Source organism: Streptomyces sp. SID5469 (assembly GCF_009862865.1).
Classification (GTDB): Bacteria; Actinomycetota; Actinomycetes; order Streptomycetales; family Streptomycetaceae; genus Streptomyces; species Streptomyces avermitilis.
Window position 1 is genome coordinate 1,529,851 of the sequence record NZ_WWIN01000001.1, and the last position, 24,494, is coordinate 1,554,344.

Sequence of the window (24,494 nt, forward strand, 5' to 3'; positions counted from 1 at the left end):
AGTCGAGGCCGGATGCCACGGGCCAAGGCCGGACACGACAAGTCAAGAAGTAAACAATTACCCCGAATGCCCGATAAGCGAATCGGTCCTATCGTGCTGGTATGGAGCATGCCCTCAGTCCCTCATCCCTCGCCGAGCTGCGCCGCCCGCGGCCCTATCCCGCCGTGTCCGTGCTGACGCCGACGCATCGCCGCGAGCCCGACAACGCGCAGGACCCGGTGCGGCTGCGCAATATGCTCGCCGACGCCAAGAAGCAGCTGGAGGCCGATCCCGCGATCACCCGCGAGCGGCGCACCGATGTGTCCGCGCAGCTCGATCTGGCGCTCGCGGAGGTCGATCTCGCGCACGCCGAGGACGGTCTGGCCATCTTCGCGGCCCCCGGTGAACACCAGGTGTGGTCGCTGGCGCGTTCCGTGCCGGAGCGCGTGGTGCTGTCGGACACCTTCCTGACCCGCAATCTCGTGGCCGCGCAGGCCGCCGAGCGGCCGTTCTGGGTGCTGTCGGTCTCCGCCGACCGGGTGACGCTGTGGAACGGCGGCGCGGGCCGTGTCGCCAAGGAACGCACCGGGGGCTTTCCCATGGCCCGGAGCCTGGAGGCCCCGAACGCCGAGCGCAAGGAGCGCGTCGGCGACCTGCCCAGCACCTTCCGCGATGAGCGCACCCGGCACTTCCTGCGCGACGCCGACATCGCGATGAGTGCCGTCCTGCGCGCACACCCTCGCCCGCTGTACGTCACCGGCGAGCAGGCGGCGCTCTCGCTGCTCGACGAGATCGGCTCGGTCACCAAGGATGCCGCCCACGTCCCGCACGGCGGCCTCGCCCACGCGGGCCCCGACGCGGTGTGGGCGGCGGTCCGGCCGCTGATCGACGCCGAGGACCGGAAGAACGTCGACACGGTGATCAGGGACCTCGAAACGGCCCGTGGCCGCAAAGATTTCGCGGCGGGCGTCGACGAGGTCTGGCAGAACGCCGGGGACGGCCGCATCCGGCTGCTGGCCGTCGAGGAGAACTACCGCGTGACGGTCCGCGACAACGGCGGCGACCATCTGGTACCGGCCGCGAGCGATGACCTCGACGCCCGGGAGGACATCGTGGACGAGATCGTCGAACAGTGCCTGGAGACGGGTGCCGAGGTGCGCTTCGTCCCCGACGGCTCCCTCGGGGAGGCCCGGGGCATCGCCGGGGTGCTGCGCTACTGACGGCCCGGGACCGCTGCTCCGCCGCCCCGCCCGGCGTCCTACGCTACGCCGACAGAGGTGACGGACAAGGAGGTTCGGGACGTGAGTCAGCTTCTCGGCGTTGCGGTACTGGGTGCGGGGCACATGGGGGCCGACCATATACGTCGTCTCGACAGCGTGGTGAGCGGGGCCAGGGTCGCGGCCGTGGCAGATCCGGCGAAGGAGCGGGCCGAGGAGGCCGTGGCCGGCCTCGACGGCGTCTTGGTGCACACCGAGGTGGCGGCCGCTCTCGACGCGCCGGGCGTCGAGGCGGTGCTGATCGCCTCACCCGGACCCGCGCACGAGGAGGCGCTGCTCGCGGCCTTCGCACGCGGGCTCCCGGTGCTCTGCGAGAAGCCGATGGTGCCGGACTCGGCGGGCGCGCTACGGATCGTGGAGGCGGAGGCACGGCTCGGGCGGCGGCTCGCCCAGGTCGGGTTCATGCGCCGGTACGACGCCGAGTACATGGGGCTCAAGTCGCTGCTGGACAGCGGAAGGCTGGGCCGCCCGCTGATGCTGCACTGCACGCACCGCAATGTGTCGTCCCCGCCCGGCTTCACCTCCGCCATGCTGATCAACAGCTCCGTGTCGCACGAGATCGACGCGGCGCGCTGGCTGCTGGGCCAGGAACTCACCGCGGTCACCGTGCTGCGTCCGCGGCCGTCCGCGCATGCCCCGGAAGGTCTGCTGGATCCGCAGTTCGTGCTGTTCGAGACCGCCGGAGGCGCCCTGGTGGACGTGGAGATCCTCGTCAACTCCGGCTTCGGCTACCAGGTGCGCTGCGAGGCGGTCTGCGAGGCCGGGAGCGTGCGGATCGGGGACGCGCACACGATGGTGGTGACCAGCGCGGGCGGCGCGTACCAGGAAGTGGCCCAGGACTACCTCGTACGGTTCGCGGACGCGTACGACCGCGAGGTGCGGGAGTGGGTGGACGCCACCCGCCGGGGCCAGGTCACCGGGCCGAGCGCCTGGGACGGCTACGCGGCCTCCGTCGTCGCCGAGGCGGGGGTGCGGGCACAGGACACCGGCGACCGGATGACCGTCGAACTCGCCCCGCGTCCGGATCTGTACGGCCAGAACCCGATCAGCCGCTGACGCTCAAGCCGTCGCACGCCTGACCATCGAACACACGCGTGAGCAACGGGGCGGCACACCTCGGCGACCCCTCAAGTCACGTACGTCACCTACGACTTGACCCCTACGAACCCCTGCGCCACTGATCCGGCATTGATCCCATGAACCCACCACGGGAGGACGTAGGCATATGCCAGAAGCACCACCGTATCGTGTGTTGCCGAATCCCTTACAGGGCGTCGCAGGCTGTGCAAGAGTCGTAACGGTCCTTCCGCCAGCCTTGGTCGTACCGTCCCCCCTCGGAGCGCGTCATGCCGTCCCATCTCTCTGCGGATCGCCCCGCCGCCCAGCCGCCCCCGCGCGGCACGGTCGACGCGCTCATCTCGCAGACGCGGCGACTGCGCGGCGACGTGGACGCCGTACGACGTGACGCGCCCGCGGACGGCACGGACCCGCAAGGCCGCTGGCAGCGCGCACTGTGCGATCTGGCGGTACATCAACTCAACGATCTGGACGCGCACTTGGCGCAGTTGCGGGACGGACCACAGCCCGCGCCGGCCGCCCCCTCCACCGCCGGCCCCGCCGAGCGAGCCGTGCCCACCGCCCCCCGGAGCGGCTCCCTGCTCAGCCGCGTCGGCTCCGCCGAGTGGAACCTGCTGACGGACGAGGCGACATGGTCCGGCGAGCTGTATCAGATCCTCGGCCGTGATCCGGCCGCTCCCCCGCTCACCCTCGACGAACTGCCGTCCTTCGTGCACGACGAGGACCGGCCGAGGCTGACGGCGATGGTCACCGACTGCCTGATCGACGCGAAGCCGATAGACGGGGAGTTCCGCATCGTGCGCCCCGACGGCGGCGTGCGCACCGTGCACATGATGGGCGAGCCCGTCCTCGACGCCCACGGCAGCACCGCCTCGATGTGGGCCGTGCTGCGGGACGTCAGCGAACTGCACCGCAGCCAGCGGACGGTGAGCGAGACCCATGACTCGCTGCAACACCAACGGCACCTCGCGCAGACCGAGCACCGGCTCGCCGTCGAGCTACAGGAGTCCGTACTGCCGCCATGGCGCGCCTCCCTGCGGCTCCCGCACCAGGGCCCCGAAACGCTGGACCTGGCCGCCCACTATCTCCCCTCGTCGTCGAGCGCGCTGATCGGCGGCAACTGGTACGACGCGCTCGAACTGCCCGACACCCAGATGCTGTTGAGCGTCGGCGACCTCACCGGGCACGGGGTCGCCGTGACCTCGGGCATGGCGATGCTGCTCGGCACCCTGCGCGGCCTGGCCATGGCGGGTACCCAGCCGGGTCAGCTCATGCAATGGCTCAACGGACTGCTCGACGCCTCCGTCCAGCCCGCCCTGGGCAGCGCCGTCTGCTGCCGCTATCAACCCGAGACGCGCGTACTCACCTGGGCACAGGCAGGCCACCCCGCCCCGCTGCTGTTCCGCAACGGGACGGGGCGCCTGCTGGCAGCACCGGACGGCGTGCTGCTCGGAGCGACCTCGGGTGCCGCCTACGGGCAGGCCGAGGAGACCCTCCAAGCGGGCGACCTGCTGCTCCTGCACACCGACGGGCTGGTCCCGCGGCGATGGGCGGACCCCCGCTCGAGCGAAGCCGAGAGTGGGGGAGGAACGGCGGCCGTCCAAAGGCTGCTCGACCTGGCCCCGCGCTTCGACGGGGTCCGCACGGCCCAGCACTGCGTACGGACGGTGGTGGAAGAGTTCGGCGAGACGGAGCGCGAGGACGACGCCTGCGTGCTCGTCGCCAGGGTCGTCTCCTGACGGACCCGGAAACCCTGCCGGTCAGAGGCACATCGCTACGCCTCGAACCCGGCGACCACCCCTGATGGACCGCGACGGTGGACGGTGTGGACGGTGACGGTGGACGTCGACGGCGGGCCCCTCACGCCCGTGCGCTGCCGCCCCTGAACTTCGACGAGTTCTTGGGGAGGGAGAGTTTGATCTCCTCACGCAGATCCTGGATCTTCGGGTAGCTGGAGTACTCCGCGGTGAGCCGGTACATCTCGCGCAGCCGGTCCCAGGTGCGCTGGGAGGAGTTCGACCCCATCGACGTCAGGGCCAGCCGTGCGTACCGGTCCGCCTGTTCCGGATCGTCGGCGATGAAGCAGGCGGACGCGAGGGAGATGTGGTCGAAGATCTTCGACCGGTCCCGGCCCGACTCCCTCAGGTGCAGCGCCTCCTTGGCGTGGCGCTGCGCCATGATCGCCGCTCCCGGCTCGTGCTCGGCGAGGGTGCGATAGGCCAGGGCCTGCATCCCGTGCAGATCCGCCTCGTCGAACATCTGCATCCAGCTCGGCGGCGGCACGTCGCCCCGGTCGGAGACGAACAGGTCCTCCGCCTCGCCGAGGGTGCGCCGCATGGCCTGCCCCTTGCCCATGGCCGCCTGTGCCCAGGCCTCGATGGTGTAGAGCATGGCCTGGGTGCGGGGCAGTACCTCGTCACCCGAGCCGGACTTGGCGAGCTTCATCAGGTCGAGTGCCTCACCGGGCCGGCCGAGGTGCACCATCTGACGGGCGGCACGGGAGAGCGCCTCCCCGGCACGGGGCCGGTCGCCTCCCTCACGGGCCGCGTGGGCGGCGATGACGAAGTACTTCTGGGCCGTGGGCTCCAGGCCGACGTCGTGCGACATCCAACCCGCGAGAACGGCCAGGTTGGCGGCGACGCCCCACAGGCGCCGCTGAAGATGGTCCGGGTGCCGGTAGGAGAGCATGCCTCCCACTTCGTTGAGCTGTCCCACCACAGCCTTGCGCTGCAGCCCGCCACCGCGGGCCGCGTCCCAGGCCCGGAACACCTCGACCGAACGCTCCAGTTCCTCGATCTCCTGCGACCCGATGGGGGCAGCCTCGTAGCGGTCGAACCCAGCAGGGTCGGCGTGCAGGGGATCGTCGAGTTCGGGAGCGTCCGCCGCGAGGGTCGGATCGGTGTGCAACCAGTCGTGCATGGCGCTGCTGAGTGCGGATCCTGTGGTGAGCGCGACGCCCGCGCCCACCAAGCCGCGTCGGTTGAGCATGAGGTCCATTCCCGTGAATTCGGTGAGGACCGCAGCCGTACGGTCGGGCGCCCACGGCATCCCGTCGGGATGTTCCACACTCCCGTCGCTCTGCCGTCTCCCCATACGCCCGTGCCGGGCCAGACCGAGGTCCTCGATGGTCACGACACGGCCGAGACGCTCGGTGAACAGGGCCGCCAGCACTCGCGGCACCGGATCGCGCGGAATCTCTCCCGTGTCGATCCACCGCCGCACCCGAGAGGTGTCGGTCGCCAGCTGGGGGTGGCCCATGGCCGCCGCCTGCCGGTTGACCAGCCTCGCGAGTTCGCCCTTGGACCAGCCGGCCAGGCCGAACAGGTCCGAGAGACGAGTGTTGGGTTGTCCGCTCACGTCAAGCCCCCAGGTTCTCGGCTGAGTTGACAGTAACCCTCTGTCAGATGCTGGGCGACTATTCGCCAGGGTTCGCCAGGGTGCGCCAGATGGTGTGCCAGTGGACCTCAGGTGTCAGGTAGGAACGCGCCACCCCGACCCGGTGGCCGCCGGGACACTCCCCAGGGTGACTCACGGCAACCGGGGCGGGCAGCGCGGCAACTTGCAGGCACACGAAGGGATCTGTCTCGCCCATGTACACAGCATCGTCCTCCGTGTCCGCACCGCCCCGGTCGCTCCACCCCCGCCAGCCGGGCAGCAGCGGCCCCTACCTCGACCCCGCGCGACCCGCGGCGCCCCTGCTCGGTGCCGGTCGGTCGCGGCGCGTTCCGGGGCTCGGCACCCAACCGCTCAGCGGGAGAATCGACTTGTCCGGCCCCCAGGGCGCCCAGCTGCGCACGGCGATCGCGTCGGTGCACCGGATCTGTCCGGAGTTCACTCCGGTGCAGGTACTGCGCCGCAGCGGGCGCTCCGTACTCCTCGTCGGCACGACGGGGCGCAGCACGGCCGTCGCCAAGTGTTTACTTGACCACTCCCCCATCTGGGCGGAGCGGATCCGGCACGAAATAGCTGCATACCGCTCGTTCGTCCGGCACCGCCCGCCCGTGCGGGTGCCCCGGCTGATCGCGGCGGACCCGGACAACTGCACGCTGGTGATCGAGCGGATGCCGGGCCGGGTGGCCGCGCTCCAGCGGCATCCGGCGGAGGCCCCGCCCCGCGCCGACATCCGGGCGGCCCTGGGCGCGCTCTGCCGGGTGAACGCGTGGCGGCCGCCGGCGGGGACGTTCGACGCCCCGCTGAACTACGCGGAGCGGATCTCCCGCTTCCATGAGCTGGGTCTTCTCACGGACCGGGACATGGGGGATCTGCAGAAGCTGATGCACGGCATCGCCCACTCGGCGGGCCGGCAGGGCATGGGCCAGTTCTGCCACGGTGACGCTCTCCTGTCGAACATCCTCCTCTCACCGGCCGGTCCAGTGCTGGTGGACTGGGAGCACGCGGGCTGGTATCTGCCGGGGTACGACCTGGCGACGCTGTGGGCGGTCCTCGGTGACGCCCCGGTGGCGCGGCGCCAGATCAGTCAGCTCGCACAGTCCGCGGGGCCCGCGGCACGCGACGCCTTCCTGGTGAACCTGATGCTCGTACTGACCCGAGAGATCCGTACCTACGAGACGGCCGTGCAGCGTTCGATGCACGACGTGACCCCGGCGGCACCGGGCCAGGCCCACCCGGCTGCTGCGCCGTCCGGCGAGGAACAGCGGCTGCTGCTGCGGCGGCTGCACGACGACTGTCAGATGGCCCGGCGGGCCGTTCGAGCGGCAGTCGGCACTCGCTGACGGGGATGACGGCCCGCGGTGCCCCTTGGGAAAAAGCGGCGCACCCCGGCAGACCTTCGTCGTGTCCGGGGTCGGACGCAATGTCCGCCGGACGAGTTATTGGTCCACTCCACTGACGCCCCGCAGGCCGGGTCACCACCGCCTCGAAACTCGCTCGCGCCTCGGCTGACATGGGAAATCGCCTTCCCCTGTAGATGATTGACGGATCGTCGGTGAGCCGGTACCACTGACGCACGTTCGGCCCCCGCACGCCCCACCGCGCTCGATCTGCCCAGGAGGCTGCATTGCGAGGATCCGCCACCGACCCCCGGTCCACCGTCGGTCACAGACGCGCGCGCGGAGCGGCGGGTGCCGTCGCCTCGGCGGCGCTGCTGCTGCCGCTGCTCGGCGCGGCTCCGTCCCCGGGCGCCGCCCCGGACTCCTCCGCCGAGCTCCAGCGGGCGTTCGCCACGGCGTCCGCCGACCACCAGGTACCGCAGAGCGTGCTGCTCGGTGTCTCCTACCTCCAGTCCCGCTGGGACACGCACGCCGGCGCGCCGAGCGTCTCGGGCGGCTACGGCCCGATGCATCTCACGGACGCCCGCAGCGCGATCGCCGGGGCCCCGCACCACAGCGCGGGCACGGAGGACGCCCGCGGTGACGAGGCGCGTACGGCCCTGCTGCCCACCACCGAGGTGCCGGAGAACTCCCAGCTCCCCGCCCGCCTCAAGACGTTGCCGAAGGCAGCCGAGCTGACCGGGATCCCGGCCGAGCGGCTGCGTACGGACGCCGCCGCCAACATCGAGGGGGGTGCCGCCCTGCTCGCCGCCGCGCAGAAGAAGCTCGGCGAGCCCCTCAGCGGTGACGCGGCCGACTGGTACGGGGCGGTGGCCGTGTTCTCGGGCGCGGACGACACCGCCACGGCGGCCGCGTACGCCCGTGATGTGTACGACGTGATCCGCGAGGGTGCGCGGCGCACCACGGACGCCGGTCAGAGCGTGACGCTGGCCGCCGAGCCCGGGTCGGCTCCCGACACCGCGCAGCTCGGGCGCGCCGGGCTGCGTTCCGTCTCCGCCGATGGCACGGAATGCCCCAAGTCCCTGGCCTGCGAGTGGATTCCGGCACCGTACGAAGAGTTCGGCGACAACGACTACGGCAATCACGACCTGGGCGACCGGCCGGCCTCGCAGAGCATCAGGTACCTCGTCATCCACGACACGGAAGGCCGCTGGGACGGTGTCATCAACCTCGTCCAGGACCCCACCTATGTGTCGTGGAACTACACGCTGCGCTCCACGGACGGGCACGTCGCCCAGCATGTGAAGGCGAAGGACGTGGCCTGGCACGCGGGCAACTGGTACATCAACGCCAAGTCGATCGGTCTGGAGCACGAGGGCTTCCTCGCCTCGCCGGACGCCTGGTACACGGAGGCGATGTACCGGTCGTCGGCGCGGCTGGTGAAGTACCTGGCCAGGAAGTACGGCATTCCGCTGGACCGGCAGCACGTCCTCGGTCACGACAACGTGCCGGGCCCGACCACCGCGACGATTCCGGGCATGCACACGGACCCTGGCCCGTACTGGGACTGGCGGCACTACTTCCGGCTGCTCGGCAGGCCCTTCCACGCCACGGCGGGCCGGGGCGGCGGGCTGGTGACGGTCCTGCCGGACTTCACCGCCAACCAGCCGGTCTACACCGGCTGCGTCACCGCGGGCCTGCCCTGCGCGTCCCACGGCTCCAGCGAGGTACGTCTGTACAGCGGCCCCGACGAGACCGCGCCCCTGATCAAGGACATCGGTCTGCGGCCCAAGGGCGACGATTCGACGATCGATGTGAACGACGTGGGTTCGCGGGTCTCCACCGGGCAGCGGTACGCGGTCGCCGACCGTGCGGGGGACTGGACGGCGATCTGGTACCTGGGCCAGAAGGCCTGGTTCAAGAACCCGAAGAAGCAGCCGACGGCGGTGAACGCGTCGGGGCTCGTGGTCACGCCAAGGGCGGGACTCACGGACATCCCCGTGTACGGCCGCGCCTACCCGGAGAAGGAGGCCTATCCGGCCGGTGTGCCCGCGCAGTCGGTCTCACCGCTGCCGTACAAACTGCTCGAGGGCCAGAAGTACGCGATCGGGGACGAGGTGCCGGGCGAGTACTACTACGCGGTCACCTTCGACACGCCCTCGCACAAGGTCGTGACCGGCACGGACCGCTACTACGAGATCCAGTTCGGCCACCGGGTGGCGTTCGTGCGGGCGGCCGATGTGCAGGTCGTTTCGTCGAGGTCGTAGGAGGGACTCGGGTGCCGGGGCCGCCCTGCGGGCCCCGGCACCCGCGCGTGTGCTGAGCCTGCTCAGCCCTGCTGGAAGAGCTCCGCGGGCAGGGGCTTCAGCAGTGCGTACAGGTCGTCCGTGATCGGGCGGTCCCAGGCGGCGATGGTCACCAGGACCTTGTCGCTGCGGTCGAACTGCACACAGGAGATCCGGCCCTCGGAGAGCTTGAGGCGGCGGACGATCAGGAGGTTGTCCCCCTGCATCACCGGCATGTCCTCGGTCCCGACGACGGTCACCTCCTCCTCGTTCTCCAGCGCGATCAGCAGCTGGGCCACCTCGAAGGGGACCTCCGACTCGGCGACGTCGCGGGCCGGGGAGCCCTCCGGCAGATTGCCGATGATCATCGCGGGGCCGCGGCCGCCGAACAGGTCGTAGCGCAGGAAGACGCCCTGGCAGCTGCCGTCGGGGGCGGGCAGCAGGCCCGCGCCGAGATTGCCCGGCCAGTCGCCCGGGTCCATGGCCAGTACGTCGAAGTCAGGACCGGCGGGAGTGGCGCTGCGGCGGCGGAGGAAGGACATGTCGCAATGGTACGTGCCCGGCGGCGAACCGGGCTCTGGGGGCGGCCGCCGCCGGAGGCCGTGGCGGGCCCCGGTCCCCTCGCAGGTCGGGCCCCTCACCGGCGGCCCGGCGGCGCCCTGCGGGAGATGACCTTGCGGCGGCTGATCCGCCCGCCGTGATCGCCGAGCACGGCGGATTTCTCGTCCGTCGCGCCGCCGGTGGTGCCGTCCGCGTCGCTGCCGATGCCCTGGACAGAGCACGCACCTGCCATCGGCCCGACGCGGTGGGCACGACGTTCGTGAGGTGGTGGGCGACCGGGTCGCCGGGCCGAGCGCGCGCGACGCGTCCCGGCCGGCGGTGATGCGCTCCAGGGCCGGCTGCCCGAAGCCGCAGGGCCGGCTGCCCGAGCCGGTGATGCCGCAGACCGCATCGCATCGCATCGGTGGTGAACAGCGCGCCGAGCCGGTCCGGATTCCCGGCGTCGGACAAGTTCCCATGCGGGGCGAACAGTTCGGCGATCGCCGTGGGTCGTCGAAGCCGGGCGCCAGGAGAATCCTGCTGTGATCGGCAGGATCCTGCCCCCGGCCGGGGGCCGAGCGGGGGTTCGGCCGCCCCCGGGCGGTGAGCCCGCCGAGATCGTCCGCGGGTCTCTCATGGTCGTCGTGCCGGATGGTCGGGGCGGGGTCGAGGGCGACGCGCGCGGGCCGGCGGACCGACGCGCCTGACGTCGGCCCGCCCGGCCTCCGCTCACGTCAGGTCGAACTCCCCTTCGCGGGCCCCCGAGACGAACGCGCCCCATTCCGCGGGTGTGAAGATCAGAGAGGGGCTCTCGGGGCGGCCGCTGTTGCGCATGGCGATGAACCCCTCGACAAAGGCGATCTGGACGTCTCCCCGTCCTCGGCTGCTGGATTGCCACTCGGCCTTGCTGAGGTCCAGTTCCGGCTTGTCCCAGCCCGCGAGTGGATGCTCCTTGATGGTGCTCTCGGCCACGTCCGTACTCCTCCCGGTTCGTCGTCCGCCGCCAGCCTAGCGATCGGTCACGGCGGCGGACAGGCCACGTGAGGGGGAGGGCCTCACAAGACCGGGGGCTCCGCCCCGACCAGCCACATCGAGAAGAACTGCGACCCGCCGCCGTACGCGTGCCCGAGCACCCTGCGAGCCCCTTCCACCTGGTGTTCTCCGGCCTGGCCGCGCACCTGAAGCGCTGCTTCCGCGAAGCGGATCATGCCGGAGGCGCCGATCGGATTGGTGGAGAGGACCCCGCCCGACATGTTGACGGGCAGGTCCCCGTCGAGTTCCGTCACCCCGGACTCGGTGAGCTTCCAGCCCTCGCCCTCGTCGGCGAAGCCGAGGTTCTCCAGCCACATGGGCTCGTACCAGGAGAACGGCACGTACATCTCCACGGCGTCGATCTCCCGGCGCGGGTCCGTGATCCCCGCCTGCCGGTAGACGTCGGCCGCGCAGTCCTTGCCGGCCTGCGGTGAGACCGCGTCCTTGCCGGCGAAGAGGGTCGGCTCGCTGCGCATCGCGCCGCCGTGCAGCCACGCGGGCGGCCGCGGCGAACGGGCCGCGCCCGCACGGTCGGTGAGGATCATCGCGCAGGCGCCGTCGGAGGACGGGCAGGTCTCCGAGTAGCGGATCGGGTCCCACAGCATCGGGGACGCCTGGACCTTCTCCAGGGTGATGTCGTGTTCATGGAGGTGCGCGTACGGATTCTTCAGTGCGTTGCGGCGGTCCTTGTACGCGACCAGGGAGCCCACGGTGTCGGGGGCGCCGCTGCGCCGCATGTACGCGCGTACGTGCGGTGCGAAGAAGCCGCCCGCCCCGGCGAGCAGGGGCTGCTGGAAGGGGATCGGCAGGGACAGGCCCCACATGGCGTTGGACTCGGACTGCTTCTCGTAGGCCAGGGTCAGGACGGTGCCGTGGACGCGGCCCGCGATCAGGTTCGTGGCGACGAGGGCGGTGGAGCCGCCGACCGAGCCGGCCGTGTGCACCCGCAGCATGGGCTTGCCCACCGCGCCGAGCGCGTCGGCGAGGTACAGCTCGGGCATCATGACGCCCTCGAAGAAGTCGGGCGCCTTGCCGATGACCACGGCGTCGATGTCGGCCCATGTCAACTCGGCGTCCAAAAGGGCCCGTTGGGCCGCCTCTCGGACAAGGCCCGCGATCGAGACGTCCCGCCGGGCGGCCACGTGCCTGGTCTGGCCGATGCCCACGACGGCCACGGGCTCCTTGCTCATCGCGGGTCTCCTTCGAGTAGGGCGACCAGGTTCTGTTGCAGGCAGGGACCCGAGGTCGCGTGGGCGAGCGCGCGGTCGGACTCGCCGCGGTGGATGCGGGCGGCGGCCTCGCCGATGCGGATCAGTCCGGCCGCCATGATCGGGTTGGCGGCCAGTGCGCCCCCGGACGGGTTGACGGTCACGCGGTCGTCGAGCCGCAGCGCCCTGCGCAGGACCACCTCCTGGGAGGTGAAGGGCGCGTACAGCTCGGCGGTGTCGACGGGGCGTTCGAAGACGCCCGCCTTCTCGGCGGCCAGGCGGGTGGAGGGCGAGTCGGTCAGGTCACGGACACCGAGGGCGTGTGCCTCGATACGGTGGTCGATGCCCCGGATCCAGGCGGGCCGCGCGCACAGCCGGCGCGCCCGATCCCCCGCCGCGAGGACGACGGCGGCGGCTCCGTCGCCGACGGGCGGGCAGTCGCCGGTACGCAGGGGACGTACGACATAGTCCCCCTGCGGCACCGAACCGCTCAGCTGCGCATGGGAGTTGGTGGCGGCCGACGCACGGCTGCGGGCCGCGACACCGGCCAGTGCGGGCTCGTCGGCGTGCCCCGCGTCGATGAGCGCCTGCGCCTGAAGGGCGGCCAGGGCCACGGAGTCCGGCCACAGCGGCGCCACGTAGTACGGGTCGAGCTGCCGGGTCAGGACGTCGCGTACAGAGCCGGGTGACGACTTCCCGTACGCGTACACGAGCGCGGTGTCGGCGTCGCCGGTCAGCAGCTTCGTCCACGCCTCGTACAGCGCCCACGCCCCGTCCATCTCCACATGTGACTCGGAGATCGGCGGCCAGGCGCCCACCCCGTCGAGCGCCATGGTGAAGGAGAAGGCGCGGCCCGCGAGGTAGTCCGTGGAGCCCGAGCAGGTGAAGCCGATGTCGCCGGTCTTCAGGCCGGCCTGGCCGAGGACGTCGTGCAGGACCGGGATGAGCATCTCCACCTCGGAGAGCTCGTCGCTGGTGCGCCGGTGGTCGGTCTGCCCGAAGGCGACTACGGCGATCTCGCGCGTCACAGCAGCTCCTTGTACGTCTCGTAGTCCGCGTCGGGTTCGCCGGTGGGCCGGTAGTGGTCGGGGTGACGCCCGCCGTCCGTCCATACCGGCTCGACGCGCAGACCCATGCGCACCTGGTCGTAGGGGATGCCGCCGATGCGGCCGTGCAGCGCGAGGTCCGCGCCGTCCAGTGCGATGTGCGCGTAGACGTACGGCACTTCGATGTCGAGGTTCTTCGCTTTGATGTTGACGATGCAGTACGTGGTGACCGTGCCGCGCGGGCCCACTTCGACCGCTTCGGATGTGGCGACACCGCAGGTGGGGCAGGCCCCCCTGGGCGGGACGTAGACCTTGCGGCAGGAGGGGCAGCGTTCACCGACGGTCCGCTGTTCGGCGAGGGCGTCGAGGTGGGCGGACTGCGCGCGGCCGGGTGAGTAGACGTAGTCGAGACGGGCCGGGGCGACGATGCCGGTCACCGGGTCGGCGAACCGGCCGTCGTGGCCGGTGGGTTCGGCCGCCGCGTCGTCGCCGGAGTCGTACGGTTCGAAGCAGGCGATGTCCGTGATGGCTCCGGAGCGTTGCGCGGCCCAGCGGACGCGGACGCGCAGGCCGCTGTGTACGGCGTCGGGGCCGGCGGCGTCGAGGGCGTGGAGGAGGGCCGTGTCGGCGCCGTCGAGCCTGACCAGGACCCAGGCGAAGGGGGTGTCGAGGGGCTGGCCGCGGCGCGGGGCGTGGTTCCAGGCCCAGGTGGTGACGGTGCCGGTGGGGGCGACTTCGACGAGGTCGTGGATCTCCTCGGCGGTGACGGGGTCGTACTCGACGGGTGGGACGAGTGTGCGCCCGTCGCCGGTCTTCACGCCGAGGAGCACGCGCTCGCGCAGACCGGTGAGGAAGGCGCTCTGGACGGGGCCGAGTGAGCGGGTGAAGGGGAACTCCACGACCAGGGGGGCTTTGAGGACTTCGGGCACGGGGACTCCTCGTGGGGGTCGGCTCAGGTGCGCCTGTACACGGGCGGGCGCTTCTCGGCGAAGGCGCGGGCGCCTTCCTTGGCGTCGGCGGTGTCGAAGACCGGCCAGCCGCGCTTCAGCTCGGCCGCGAGTCCGTCGGTCTCGGTCATCTCCGCGGTCTCGTACACGGAGGCCTTGACGGCCTCGACGGCGAGCGGTCCGCAGGCGTTGATCCGCCCGGCGATCTCCAGGGCCGCGGCGAGGGCGGTCCCGTCGGGGACGACATGGCCGACGAGCCCGATGCCGGCCGCCTCCCGCGCCGGGTACGGGCGTCCGGTCAGCAGCATCTCCAGGGCATGGGTCCGCGGGATCTGGCGCTGGAGGCGGACCGTGGAGCCTCCGATCGGGAACAGCCCCCTCCTGACCTCGAACAGCCCGAAGGTCGCGGACTCGCCGGCGACCCGGATGTCGGTGCCCTGGAGGATCTCGGTGCCGCCCGCGACACAGGGGCCCTCGACGGCGGCGATCACGGGTTTGCGGGGACGGTGGTGGCGCAGCATCGCCTTCCAGTGCAGATCGGGGTCGGCCTGGAGCCGGTCCCGGTACTGCTGCCCTTCCATCCCCTGGCCGGCCAGGGCCTTGAGGTCCATCCCGGCGCAGAAGGCACCGCCCGCGCCGGTGAGCACGACCGAGCGGACCGCGTCGTCCTCGTCGGCCTCGACCCAGCCGTCGTACAGGCCGACCAGCATCGGCAGCGAGAGCGCGTTCCTGGCCTCGGGCCTGTTGAGCGTGAGCACCAGTGTGGCGCCCTCGCGCCGCACGGTGAGGTGTTCCGTCCCACCCATTGCCGTCCTCCCGTCAGACAGGCTCTCTGGAACGAGAACAGGTTGCAGTAGGTGCGGGACCAGTACAAGAGTTTTCTGACAGACAGTCAGATTTCTTGTCCCGGGGCCCTTCCCAGTTGCGTCGGCCTTTGCTCTGATGACCGTCGAGCCGATGGATGCCAGGCGTGCCCGGGGTCAGGAGGAGCGGTGGAGTACAACCTTGCCGACCTGTTCGAGTCGGTCGTCGACGTGGTCCCCGACCGCGAGGCCCTCGTGTACCTCGACCACCCCGGCACGGGCGCGGAGCGCCGTCTCGGCTACGCGGAGCTGGACGCGGCGGCCAACCGCGTCGCGCACCATCTGATCGACAGCGGGATTCGCCCCGGCGAGCACCTCGGGCTCCACCTCTACAACGGCGTCGAGTACCTGCAGACGGTCCTCGGCTGCCTGAAGGCCCGGATCGTCCCGGTCAACGTCAACTACCGCTATGTAGAGGAGGAGTTGGTCTACCTCTACCGGGACGCGGATCTGGTGGCGCTGGTCTTCGACGCGGAGTTCACCGAGCGGGTGGCGGCGGCGCTGCCGCAGACGGAGAAGCTGCGGCACCTGGTGCGGGTGGGGACCCCGACATCCGGCGCCGGTCCGCTGCCCGTGGTGGAGTTCGCCGACGCCGAGGCGGCCGGGTCTCCAGGGCGCGGGTTCCCGGCCCGCTCGGCGGACGACCAGTTCATCATCTACACCGGCGGGACGACCGGGATGCCCAAGGGGGTGATGTGGCGGCAGGAGGATCTGTTCTTCTCGGGTCTGGGCGGGGGCGCTCCGACGGGCGAGCCGGTGAAGACGCCTGAGGAACTGGCCGAGCGGGTGGCGGCGGGCGGGGAGGGCATCACCTTCTTCCCCGCTCCCCCGCTGATGCACGGCACCTCGACGCTGACGGCCTTCATCGGCTTCAACTTCGGCCAGCGGGTCGTCATCCACCGCAAGTTCGTGCCGGAGGAAGTCCTGCGGACGATAGAGAAGGAGCGGGTCACCAGCATGTCGCTGGTCGGCGACGCCATGCTGCGGCCGCTGATCGACGCGCTGAGCGGGCCCATGAAGGGGACCGACTGCTCCTCCATGTTCAGTGTGTCGTCGTCCGGGGCGATCATGTCGGAGACCGTGCGCGCCCAGTTCCAGGCGCTCGTGCCGAACGTGATGCTGCTGAACAACTTCGGCTCGTCGGAATCCGGCTTCAACGGCACGGCGACCCCTGACTCGGGCCCGGACCGCGGCTTCCGGATCCGGGTCAACTCCCGTACCCAGGTGGTGGATCCGGCCACGCACGAGCCCGTCGCGGTGGGCGAGCCCGGCCGCATCGCACAGCGCGGCCATGTGCCCCTCGGCTACTACAACGACCCGAAGAAGACCGCCGAGACGTTCTTCCGCAAGGGTGACGAGCGGTGGGTGCTGCTCGGCGACATGGCGACCGTCGACGAGGCGGGCGTCGTCACCGTCCTCGGCCGTGGCTCCCAGTGCATCAACACGGGTGGGGAGAAGGTGTATCCGGAGGAGGTCGAGCAGGCGCTCAAGTCGCATCCGGACGTGTACGACGTCCTGGTGGCCGGGGTGCCGGACACCACGTGGGGCAGTCATGTCGCGGCGGTGGTGCAGCTGCGCGAGGGCGCGGGACGGCCGTCCCTGGAGGAGATCCAGACCCACTGCCGCACCCGTCTGGCGGGCTACAAGATCCCCCGGCAACTGGTCATCACTAGCACCATCCAACGCTCGCCGAGCGGCAAGGCGGACTACCGCTGGGCACGGTCGGTGGCGGCGGAGGCCGACCGCTGACGGCAAAGGCCCGGCGGCCCGCCCCCTCCCCGCTCGCGGGTCGGCGTTGTTCGCCCACGGCTGGACCGGTTGCCCCGTGCCGACGCGGCGGAGAGCGTACGGGCATGGCCTTCTCCGTGGCACATCTCAGCGATCCGCATCTGACGACCGGGCTGCTCGCCGTGGACCGAGTCGCCGCCTTCTCCCGGGCCCTGCGCTGCGTCCTGGCCCTCGACCCGCGACCCGCCTGCGTGGTCGTCACCGGTGATCTGGTCGACCGGGGCGAGGCCGAGGAGTACGAGGTGCTGCGCGAGGTCATCGCGCGCTTCCCGCTCCCGGTGCACCTCGTGCCGGGCAACCACGACGATCCCGGCACCCTGCTGGAAGCCTTCGGCGGCGGCCCTCATACGGGCGGCGCCCGTGCGTTCCCGTACGCCGTGGAGTATCCGAACGCCACCGTGGTGGTCCTGAGCTCCACGGTCCCCGGGGCTCCCTCGGGCCGGCTCGGCGACGAGCAGCTCGACCGGCTGGAGGAGCTCCTGTCCAGGCGCCCGGAGGTGCCCGCCTTCGTGTGTCTGCACCATCCGCCGGTCGACATCGGCATCCCGTACCTGGACGGCATGAACCTGGCGGACGCCGACGCGTTCGGCGAAGTGATCGGACGGCATCCGCAGGTCGTACGCGTACTGGCGGGCCATGTGCACCGGGCGGTCACCGGGGAGTTCGCGGGCAGCACGATGGTCACCGCGCCCAGCACCTACTTGCAGAGCAATCTGAACCTGCGCGTCGGCGGACCGGTGGGATACGTCGACGAACCGACGGCGTTCCTGCTGCACCACCTCACCGGCACGGGGTGCGTGACACACACCGCTCAGGTCAGCCACGCGGGCGGGCTCATCGGGGGGTACTGACCGGGTGCGGGCCGGTGTCGGTACGCGTCGGGGCTCGGGGACCGCATCACCCGAGCCCACGGCCGCGACCTCGACGAGCCGTGTGGGAGGGCGGCATTCAGCCGCGGTACCCGGCGCTCTCCGCGCGCTGCCCGGGCATCCCTCCCGGCAGGCCACCCGCGCCCAGCCGCTCGAACCGCTCCTGGACATTGGCCGCGAAGGCCCGCTGCTCGGATCCCGCGAAGTCCTGCCCGGTGGTGTTCATGGCCACCGTGAGCACACCGCTGATCGGGGCGGCCGGGGACGTGCGCACCGGTGTGCACAGGAAGTTGAAGTCCTGGAGGGTGTGGGAGTCGTACGTCTGGATCGACGCCCGGGCCAGCGTGGCCGCCTGTCCCGTGTGGAAGGCGTCGTCCATCGCGCCGAAGACGCCTATCGCCTCGAGGCCGGGCAGGACGTGCCGCCCGGGGCTGAACTGCGGGACCAGGCCGAAGGCCGAGCCCTGCTTGCCATTGGCGTAGCGCAGCAGATGGTCGGGGCCCTCGGTGAGCATGATCGGGAACGGCGCACCGTCGAAGACGGCGAACAGCTCCTGCTGCTGGGCGAGCAGGCTGTCACGCAGCTTGAAGTCGGACAGCAGGGTCTCGGTGAGCTCCTGCATGCCCTCGCGAAGACCGCGGTCCCAGGTGCGGGGCTTCATGTCGGCGACGCACACGGTGCCGAGGATCATGCCTGTGTTGTCCCGCAGCGGGGTGCCGAGGTAGGAACGCACGCCCAGGTCGTTCACCAGCGGGTTGCCCTTGAAGCGCGGGTAGTCGAAGACGTCGTCCAGAGCCAGTTGGGAACCCTGGGCCACCACATGGGGGCAGAATCCGTAGTCGCCGGGCGCTTCCCGGGAGAGGTTGCTCAGATCGAAGGCGATGCCTCCGCTCTCCGGGCTCACCTTGTCGTCGGGCGAACCGGACGGCACGTACATGCCGCGGAACATCTGCCGTTCGTCGTTGATGAAGTTGACCATGGCCAACGGAGACTGGGTGAAGCTGGCCGCGAGTCGCGCGATGCGGTCGAACGTGGCCTCCGCCTCGACGGTATTGAGGCCGAGAACCTGCAGTCGCAGCCTGCGCTGCTCGCTCGCGAGCCGGGCCGGATCGGAAGATGAGAGGGGGTCCATGGGATCAGATGAAATCAGAATCCCGGCTTCCGTGGATCACCCCTCCCCGTATTTTCCGCATCAGGTGCCTCACACTCAACGCACTTGACCCCGCCGGGACTTGACTCGAAAGGTCCGCTGATGCTCGCGTGACCGTGCCGCCCCACCGGCCCCTCGCAGTTACCCAACCTCAAAGACTGTCCACATACTTCAAGGTTTCAACCTTCGACGATCACTTCCCGCCATTCCTTGAGCGGCCATCGAGCGGAAACGATTTTGCATACGACAATCGTGCGGTGGGCTGGTTTTCGACGCTGACGCGTTCATTCCGTCACGCCATCCAATGGTCGAACCTGAGTTCGGACACGCGATGGCGGGGCGGAAGTGATACGTCCCTCTGCCGGGGCCCGTGCGTACCGAGTTGTGGCGATACGTCTGCGAGAGAGGGCACAGCGGAGTGGGTCAGGTGCGGTTCGAGCCGCGGGCGTCCCGCCGGGGGCGGGTGCGGCAGGACCTTTTCGGTCAGAGCGCCATACGCGATTTCACGCCACGATCCACGCCGCCGCCGACGGCCCGAGACTCCGTGCGAGGCGACCACTCGCCGGCCCGGTCAGAGGTGATGGCCGCTCGGGGCACCGAGCCCGACTGAGCGAGGAGCCCGGTACGACGACGTCCGGGGCTCGAACCACTTCGTAACCCATCCTCATCCCGCCCGGAAACGGGGGTCCTGGCGGCATCGCGGCGCGAGAGACGGCAGGGGAGCCGTCCACAGGCGCCGCTCCCAGGAATGCCGTGGGGCCACATGTCCCCGCCCGGGAGCCATGCGGCAAGGTCAACTGCGCCATCGCGTACGGACAGTGGCGAAGGATCGAAAGGGATTGCTCATGAACAGGTCGGACGTGGACGCACGGTCGGTGGCTGTGATCGGCATGGCCTGCCGGCTCCCCGGCGCGTCGGGGACCGACGAACTGTGGGCCCTGCTGCGGGACGGCGTGGACGCCACCAGCGAGACCCCTCCTGAACGTTACGACGTGGACGCCCTGCACTCCGTCGCCCCCGGACCGGGAGGCATCGCCAGCCGCAGAGCGGGCTATGTCGGCCAAGTCGCGGATTTCGATGCCGAGTTCTTCGGGATGTCCGCCAACGAGGCGGTGGAACTCGACCCGCAGCAGCGGCTGTTGCTGATGACCGCCTGGGAGGCCCTGGAGGACGCGGGCCGGCGGCCCGACCTGCTGGCGGGCACCCGGACCGGCGTGTTCGTCGGCAATGCCCGCGCGGACTACCTGGAACTCGCCCTGCGGCAGGGCCCGGAGGCGGCCACGGCCTCCCAGCTGAACAACTTCCGGTCGCTGTTGCCGGCCCGCCTGTCGCACTTCTTCGACTTCCGCGGACCCAGCATCGTCGTGGACACGGCCTGCTCCTCCTCGCTGGTGGCCGTGCACCAGGCCGTACAGAGCCTGCGCGCCGGAGAGAGTCCCCTGGCGCTGGCCGCCGGGGTGAACATCACGCTCCGCCCGGACGAGGGCCTCGTGATGACGCAGGCCGACGCCATGGCTGCCGACGGCCGAAGCAAGTTCGGCGACGCGCACGCCGACGGGCACGCCCCCAGTGACGCGGTGGCCGTCGTCGTACTGAAGCGCCTGGCGGACGCCCTGGCCGACGGCGACCGCATACGCGCCGTCATCCAGGGCAGCGCCGTCGGCAACGACGGCCGTACCAGCGACACCGTCCTCAATCCGTCGCTGACCGGCCAGCTCGAGGTGCTGCGATGGGCGTACGAGGACGCGGGGGTGAACCCCGCCGATGTCGACTACGTCGAGGCGCACGGCTCCGGATCGCCCGCCCTCGACCCGCTGGAACTGGGCGCCCTGGGCAGGGTGCTGGGCGAGGGCCGGCCCGCCGACCGGCCGCTGCTCGTCGGCTCGGTCAAGACGAACATCGGGCACGCGGAGGCAGCAGGCGGACTGGCCGGACTGATCAAGACGGTGCTCTGCCTGGAGCACGGCCAGATCCCGGCCAGCCTCCACCTCGACACCCCGAACCCCCAGGTCGCCTGGGACGAACTGCCGCTGGTGGTACCGGGCAAACTGCTCGACCTCCCCGAGCTGGACCGGCCGGCCGTCGCCGGGGTCTGCGGGCAGGGCTCCTCGGCCCTCAACGCCCATGTGGTGATCCGGCAGGCCGACCCCGCCTGGTCCGCGTCCGCGCCGCCGGGCCGGGCCAAGCCGTACGTCCTCGCGCTCTCCGCGCGCAGCGCCGCGGCCCTGGAGGCGCTGGCCCGGTCGTACGCCGACCATCTGGGCCCGGACGGCGCGGGCACCGCGTACGCGCTGCGCGACATCTGCTTCAGCGCGGCCACCCGGCGTCAGCACCATGAGCACCGGCTGGCCGTCATCGGTTCGACGCACGCGGAGATCGCGGCGGCGCTCACCGGATCGCCGGGGCTGGGCGGCAGGCCGCTGTCGGCCGTCGCCGAGCGCTACCGCAGGGGCGAGGACGTGGACTGGGGGAAGGTGTTCGGGCGCTCCGGCCGCTTCGTGCCGCTGCCCCACTACCCCTGGCAGACCAAGCGCTACTGGCCCGGCGAGGAGCACGCGCAGGACGGCGGCGATCTGGCGTCCTGGGTCCTGCGCGAGCACGCCCGCACCGGCTTCGACGACGGCTCCACGCTCACCGAGATCGGGATCGACTCCCTGGCGAAACTGCGGATCGTCGTCGAACTGACCAAGCGGTCCAGCCAGGACGTCGACCCGGAGGAGTTCGGCCGGCTGCGCACCGTCGGCGAACTCCGCCGGTGGACGCGGTCCCTGGAGGCAGCGGCCCGATGAGCGATCCGCAGAACCTGTACGCCTGGTTCGCCCGCTCGGCGGCCGCGTACGGCGACGAGTGCACCGCGCTGGAGATCGGCGACGACCGGCTCTCCTACGGTGCGCTGCGTGACCTGGCGGAGCGGCTCGCCGGCCGTCTGGTCGCGGCGGCCGGCGGCACCCCGCCGCGCCGGGTCGGCCTGCTGGCGAGCCGTTCGGTGACCGCGTACGCCGGTTATCTCGCCGTGCTGCGGGCCGGTGCGACCGTCGTGCCGCTCAACCCCGAGCACCCGTCCGCGCGCACCCGCGACATCGTCGAAGCGGCGGGGCTCGAGCTGGTGCTGGCCGACGCCCCGGCGGCCGGCGCGGACCTCGGCGTGCCCGTCCTCGTGGCGGGCCCCGAGGAACTGGCGGCCCTCGCGGCCCTCGTGGACGAGCCGGTGCCCGAACTGCCGGACGCGCGGACCGGTCCTGACGACATCGCGTACATCATCTTCACGTCCGGTTCGACCGGCGCGCCCAAGGGCGTACCGATCCTGCACCGCAACATCTGCGCCTATCTCGGTCAGGTTGCCCCGCGCTACGACATCGAGCCCGGCAGCCGCCTCTCCCAGTCCTTCGAGCTGACCTTCGACGGCTCCGTGCACGACCTGTTCGTCGCCTGGGCGGGCGGGGGAACGCTCGTGGTGCCGATGCGCAGCCAGCTGCTGTCACCGGTGAAGACGATCAACAGCCTGCGGCTGACGCACTGGTTCTCCGTGCCGTCGCTGATCTCCTTCGCCTCGCGCCTCGGCACGCTCGAGCCGGGCAGCCTGCCGACACTGCGGTGGAGCATCTTCGGCGGCGAGCCGCTGACCCTGGCGGCGGCCCGGGAGTGGCGGGCGGCCGCGCCGGACAGCCGCCTCGAAGTCCTCTACGGGCCGACGGAACTCACCATCTCGTGCACCGCGTACCGGTTCCCCGACGATCTTGCGGACTGGCCGAAGACGCCCAACGGCACGGCTCCGATCGGCACGTGCTACCCGTTCCTGGATCTGCTGCTGCTCGACGCGGACGACCGGCCGAGCGACAGCGGCGAACTGTACGTACGCGGCCCGCTGAGGTTCCCCGGCTATCTGGACCCGGCGAACAACGCGGGACGCTTCCTGACGTCCGCTCAGCACCCCGCCACCGAGGAACCACTGACCGACCGCCACTGGTACCGCACCGGAGACCGCGTCGCCATGCGGGACGGGCACCTGGTCCATCTCGGACGGACCGACCACCAGGTCAAGATCCGCGGCCACCGGATCGAACTCGGCGAGATCGAGGCGATGCTGCGGCAGCAGCCCGGCGTCCGGGACGCGATCGTCCTCGCGGTGCCGGCCTCCGACGGCGAGCCGGAGCTGGAGGCCGCGGTCAGCGGCACCGGCTGCGTCCCCGACCGGCTCTACTCGGCACTGGGCGACCGGCTGCCGCCGTACATGCTGCCCCGCCGGATCGCCGTCCTCGACCAGCTGCCGCTCAACCCCAACGGGAAGATCGACCGACGGGCCCTGCTCGCCGAACTGGGACGCTCCCGCTGACCCACGGCGTCCTCGCCGAACCGCCCCGACACCCCACTCCCCGACGTCTGTTGTGAGGCACCCACATGTTCGACGCCATCGTGGTAGGCGCGCGCTGCGCCGGAGCGTCCACCGCCATGCTGCTCGCCCGCTCGGGGTACCGGGTACTCCTGCTGGACCGGTCGGCGGCCGGCTCCGACACCCTCTCCACCCATCTCGTCCACCAGCCGGGCGTCGCGGCTCTCGCCCGTTGGGGGCTCCTGGAGAACGTACGGGCCTCGGGGTGCCCGCCGCTGGACCGGGCGGTCTACGAGGTGGCCGACATCCACCTCGAAGGCTGCGCCAGGGGTGTGGAGGGGCAGCGTGCCTCGTACGCTCCCCGGCGCCATGTCCTGGACGCCATCCTGGTCGACGCGGCCGTCGCGGCGGGCGTCGAGTTCCGCGACCGCTGCCAGGTCACCGGCCTGCTGCGGGACGGCACCGGGCGCGTCGTCGGCGTGGAGGGCAGACACGGCGGCCGCTCCTTCACCGAGCGGGCCCGGCTGGTGATCGGCGCGGACGGCATGCGCTCCACCGTCGCCCGGCTGGTCGAGGCGCCGTACACCGTGACGGATCCACGGCTGACCTGCGCGTACTACACGTACTGGCCGGACGTGCCGGCCACCCTGGAACTGTACGAGCGCACCGGGAGCTGGGTGGCCGCCGTGGCCACCAACGACGCGGCGACCCTCGTTCTCGCCTACTTCCCGCAGGTCCGCTTCGAGGAGGTCCGCACCGACGCGCGCGGCGCCTATCTGGAGCAGATACGCACCACCGCGCCGGCCCTGCACGAGCGGCTGCGGGGCAAGGAGCCCGCCGAGCGGCTGCGCGGTACGGGTGACCAGCAGAACTTCTTCCGGCAGGCGACGGGACCCGGCTGGGTGCTTGTCGGCGACTCCGGACACCACAAGGACTCCATCACCGCGCGCGGGATCAGCGACGCGTTCCTCCAGGTCGACACCCTCGTCCGGCACGTGGACGGTCCGCTCGGCGGCGACCCGGTCCGACTCGACGCGGCGCTGGAGAAGTTCGCCGAGGAACGCGACAGCGCGCTCACCCCGGGTTACGAATCCACGCTGGCGGTCGCCCGGCTGGCGCCGCACGAGCAGCGCCTCTCCCTGCTGCGGGCCGTGCAGACGGATCCGGAACTCACCGCGATCTACTTCGACATGGTCGCCGGGATCGGCTCCGCGGGTGCCCTCTACACACCCAAGCTGCTTGCCCTGCTCTGACCCGTTTCGGGGCGAACGGCGACCCGGACACCCGCGGTGACCTGCCAGGACGGTAAGTCGCCAACTCCTGTCGAATGGCTGGCAGTTGCCCTGGGCCGGTGCTGACGCTGCGCCATGATC

20 protein-coding genes are annotated in these 24,494 nt (G+C 71.2%); 11 read left to right on the forward strand and 9 right to left on the reverse strand.

The window, feature by feature from the left end; genetic code table 11:
* Nucleotides 1–101: 101 nt before the first annotated feature.
* From GTY58_RS06590 to GTY58_RS06600, 3 genes are all read left to right on the forward strand, one after another.
* Nucleotides 102–1,199: a chemotaxis protein gene (locus GTY58_RS06590; RefSeq protein ID WP_010982671.1), complete on the forward strand. Its 1,098-nt coding sequence runs from the start codon at nt 102–104 to the stop codon at nt 1,197–1,199.
* A gap of 81 nt (nt 1,200–1,280) precedes the next feature.
* Nucleotides 1,281–2,312, forward strand: coding sequence for a Gfo/Idh/MocA family oxidoreductase (locus tag GTY58_RS06595; protein ID WP_010982672.1), 1,032 nt, complete (start codon nt 1,281–1,283; stop codon nt 2,310–2,312).
* A gap of 290 nt (nt 2,313–2,602) precedes the next feature.
* Nucleotides 2,603–4,072 carry a SpoIIE family protein phosphatase gene (locus GTY58_RS06600; RefSeq protein WP_010982673.1) on the forward strand — a complete coding sequence of 490 codons (1,470 nt, stop codon included), beginning with the start codon at nt 2,603–2,605 and terminating at the stop codon, nt 4,070–4,072.
* 121 nt (nt 4,073–4,193) lie between these two features.
* Here the strand turns inward: GTY58_RS06600 and GTY58_RS06605 are convergent, their stop codons facing one another.
* A complete protein-coding gene (locus GTY58_RS06605; RefSeq protein ID WP_010982674.1) occupies nt 4,194–5,690 on the reverse strand; it encodes a hypothetical protein in 1,497 nt (498 codons plus the stop codon).
* 233 nt (nt 5,691–5,923) lie between these two features.
* Here GTY58_RS06605 and GTY58_RS06610 point away from each other — a divergent pair, with 233 nt between their 5' ends.
* Together GTY58_RS06610 and GTY58_RS06615 are read left to right on the forward strand one after the other, a co-directional pair.
* Entirely contained in the window at nt 5,924–7,066 is a 1,143-nt protein-coding gene (locus GTY58_RS06610; RefSeq protein WP_010982675.1) for an aminoglycoside phosphotransferase family protein, read from the forward strand.
* Nucleotides 7,067–7,350: 284 nt separating this feature from the next.
* Entirely contained in the window at nt 7,351–9,330 is a 1,980-nt protein-coding gene (locus tag GTY58_RS06615; RefSeq protein ID WP_010982676.1) for an N-acetylmuramoyl-L-alanine amidase, read from the forward strand.
* A 62-nt stretch (nt 9,331–9,392) separates the two neighbouring features.
* Here GTY58_RS06615 and GTY58_RS06620 read toward each other — a convergent pair whose 3' ends face one another.
* Both GTY58_RS06620 and GTY58_RS06625 read right to left on the reverse strand, forming a co-directional pair.
* Nucleotides 9,393–9,890, reverse strand: coding sequence for a hypothetical protein (locus GTY58_RS06620; RefSeq protein WP_010982677.1), 498 nt, complete (start codon nt 9,888–9,890; stop codon nt 9,393–9,395).
* A gap of 95 nt (nt 9,891–9,985) precedes the next feature.
* Nucleotides 9,986–10,141 carry a hypothetical protein gene (locus GTY58_RS06625; protein WP_154696722.1) on the reverse strand — a complete coding sequence of 52 codons (156 nt, stop codon included), beginning with the start codon at nt 10,139–10,141 and terminating at the stop codon, nt 9,986–9,988.
* 32 nt (nt 10,142–10,173) lie between these two features.
* On the opposite strand from GTY58_RS06625, the gene GTY58_RS06630 reads away from it, so the two are divergent.
* Nucleotides 10,174–10,434, forward strand: coding sequence for a hypothetical protein (locus tag GTY58_RS06630; protein ID WP_010982678.1), 261 nt, complete (start codon nt 10,174–10,176; stop codon nt 10,432–10,434).
* Nucleotides 10,435–10,617: 183 nt separating this feature from the next.
* Here the strand turns inward: GTY58_RS06630 and GTY58_RS06635 are convergent, their stop codons facing one another.
* From GTY58_RS06635 to GTY58_RS06655, 5 genes are all read right to left on the reverse strand, one after another.
* Complete coding sequence (locus GTY58_RS06635) at nt 10,618–10,860, reverse strand: DUF397 domain-containing protein (RefSeq protein ID WP_010982679.1); 243 nt, start codon at nt 10,858–10,860, stop codon at nt 10,618–10,620.
* An 83-nt stretch (nt 10,861–10,943) separates the two neighbouring features.
* Complete coding sequence (locus GTY58_RS06640; protein WP_010982680.1) at nt 10,944–12,110, reverse strand: thiolase domain-containing protein; 1,167 nt, start codon at nt 12,108–12,110, stop codon at nt 10,944–10,946.
* Nucleotides 12,107–13,156, reverse strand: coding sequence for a thiolase domain-containing protein (locus GTY58_RS06645; protein ID WP_010982681.1), 1,050 nt, complete (start codon nt 13,154–13,156; stop codon nt 12,107–12,109). The genes GTY58_RS06640 and GTY58_RS06645 overlap by 4 nt, the downstream gene beginning before the upstream one ends.
* Nucleotides 13,153–14,103, reverse strand: coding sequence for an OB-fold nucleic acid binding domain-containing protein (locus GTY58_RS06650; protein ID WP_037646089.1), 951 nt, complete (start codon nt 14,101–14,103; stop codon nt 13,153–13,155). The genes GTY58_RS06645 and GTY58_RS06650 overlap by 4 nt, the downstream gene beginning before the upstream one ends.
* A gap of 23 nt (nt 14,104–14,126) precedes the next feature.
* The gene (locus tag GTY58_RS06655; protein WP_037646088.1) at nt 14,127–14,927 is read right to left on the reverse strand and encodes a crotonase/enoyl-CoA hydratase family protein; all 801 of its coding nucleotides are present in this window, start codon (nt 14,925–14,927) and stop codon (nt 14,127–14,129) included.
* A 186-nt stretch (nt 14,928–15,113) separates the two neighbouring features.
* On the opposite strand from GTY58_RS06655, the gene GTY58_RS06660 reads away from it, so the two are divergent.
* Together GTY58_RS06660 and GTY58_RS06665 are read left to right on the forward strand one after the other, a co-directional pair.
* Complete coding sequence (locus tag GTY58_RS06660; protein WP_037646087.1) at nt 15,114–16,733, forward strand: acyl-CoA synthetase; 1,620 nt, start codon at nt 15,114–15,116, stop codon at nt 16,731–16,733.
* 104 nt (nt 16,734–16,837) lie between these two features.
* Nucleotides 16,838–17,623 carry a phosphodiesterase gene (locus GTY58_RS06665; RefSeq protein ID WP_037646086.1) on the forward strand — a complete coding sequence of 262 codons (786 nt, stop codon included), beginning with the start codon at nt 16,838–16,840 and terminating at the stop codon, nt 17,621–17,623.
* 97 nt (nt 17,624–17,720) lie between these two features.
* Here GTY58_RS06665 and GTY58_RS06670 read toward each other — a convergent pair whose 3' ends face one another.
* Nucleotides 17,721–18,773 (reverse strand): GAF domain-containing protein, encoded by a 1,053-nt coding sequence (locus tag GTY58_RS06670; RefSeq protein ID WP_010982686.1) that lies wholly within the window; start codon nt 18,771–18,773, stop codon nt 17,721–17,723.
* Between the two features lie 863 nt (nt 18,774–19,636).
* Between GTY58_RS06670 and GTY58_RS06675 the strand changes: the two genes are divergently transcribed.
* From GTY58_RS06675 to GTY58_RS06685, 3 genes are all read left to right on the forward strand, one after another.
* Complete coding sequence (locus GTY58_RS06675) at nt 19,637–21,580, forward strand: beta-ketoacyl synthase N-terminal-like domain-containing protein (RefSeq protein ID WP_037646084.1); 1,944 nt, start codon at nt 19,637–19,639, stop codon at nt 21,578–21,580.
* Nucleotides 21,577–23,124, forward strand: coding sequence for an amino acid adenylation domain-containing protein (locus tag GTY58_RS06680; protein ID WP_010982688.1), 1,548 nt, complete (start codon nt 21,577–21,579; stop codon nt 23,122–23,124). The genes GTY58_RS06675 and GTY58_RS06680 overlap by 4 nt, the downstream gene beginning before the upstream one ends.
* Nucleotides 23,125–23,189: 65 nt before the next feature.
* Complete coding sequence (locus GTY58_RS06685) at nt 23,190–24,374, forward strand: NAD(P)/FAD-dependent oxidoreductase (RefSeq protein ID WP_010982689.1); 1,185 nt, start codon at nt 23,190–23,192, stop codon at nt 24,372–24,374.
* The last annotated feature ends 120 nt before the right edge of the window (nt 24,375–24,494 follow it).

Coding starts and splice junctions, on each gene's coding strand:
- GTY58_RS06620 (WP_010982677.1), bottom strand. CDS start 9,890: ATGTCCTTCCTCCGCCGCCGCAGCGCCACTCCCGCCGGTCCTGACTTC.
- GTY58_RS06670 (WP_010982686.1), bottom strand. CDS start 18,773: ATGGACCCCCTCTCATCTTCCGATCCGGCCCGGCTCGCGAGCGAGCAG.
- GTY58_RS06655 (WP_037646088.1), bottom strand. CDS start 14,927: ATGGGTGGGACGGAACACCTCACCGTGCGGCGCGAGGGCGCCACACTG.
- GTY58_RS06685 (WP_010982689.1), top strand. CDS start 23,190: ATGTTCGACGCCATCGTGGTAGGCGCGCGCTGCGCCGGAGCGTCCACC.
- GTY58_RS06680 (WP_010982688.1), top strand. CDS start 21,577: ATGAGCGATCCGCAGAACCTGTACGCCTGGTTCGCCCGCTCGGCGGCC.
- GTY58_RS06600 (WP_010982673.1), top strand. CDS start 2,603: ATGCCGTCCCATCTCTCTGCGGATCGCCCCGCCGCCCAGCCGCCCCCG.
- GTY58_RS06665 (WP_037646086.1), top strand. CDS start 16,838: ATGGCCTTCTCCGTGGCACATCTCAGCGATCCGCATCTGACGACCGGG.
- GTY58_RS06590 (WP_010982671.1), top strand. CDS start 102: ATGGAGCATGCCCTCAGTCCCTCATCCCTCGCCGAGCTGCGCCGCCCG.
- GTY58_RS06625 (WP_154696722.1), bottom strand. CDS start 10,141: ATGGCAGGTGCGTGCTCTGTCCAGGGCATCGGCAGCGACGCGGACGGC.
- GTY58_RS06610 (WP_010982675.1), top strand. CDS start 5,924: ATGTACACAGCATCGTCCTCCGTGTCCGCACCGCCCCGGTCGCTCCAC.
- GTY58_RS06640 (WP_010982680.1), bottom strand. CDS start 12,110: ATGAGCAAGGAGCCCGTGGCCGTCGTGGGCATCGGCCAGACCAGGCAC.
- GTY58_RS06675 (WP_037646084.1), top strand. CDS start 19,637: ATGAACAGGTCGGACGTGGACGCACGGTCGGTGGCTGTGATCGGCATG.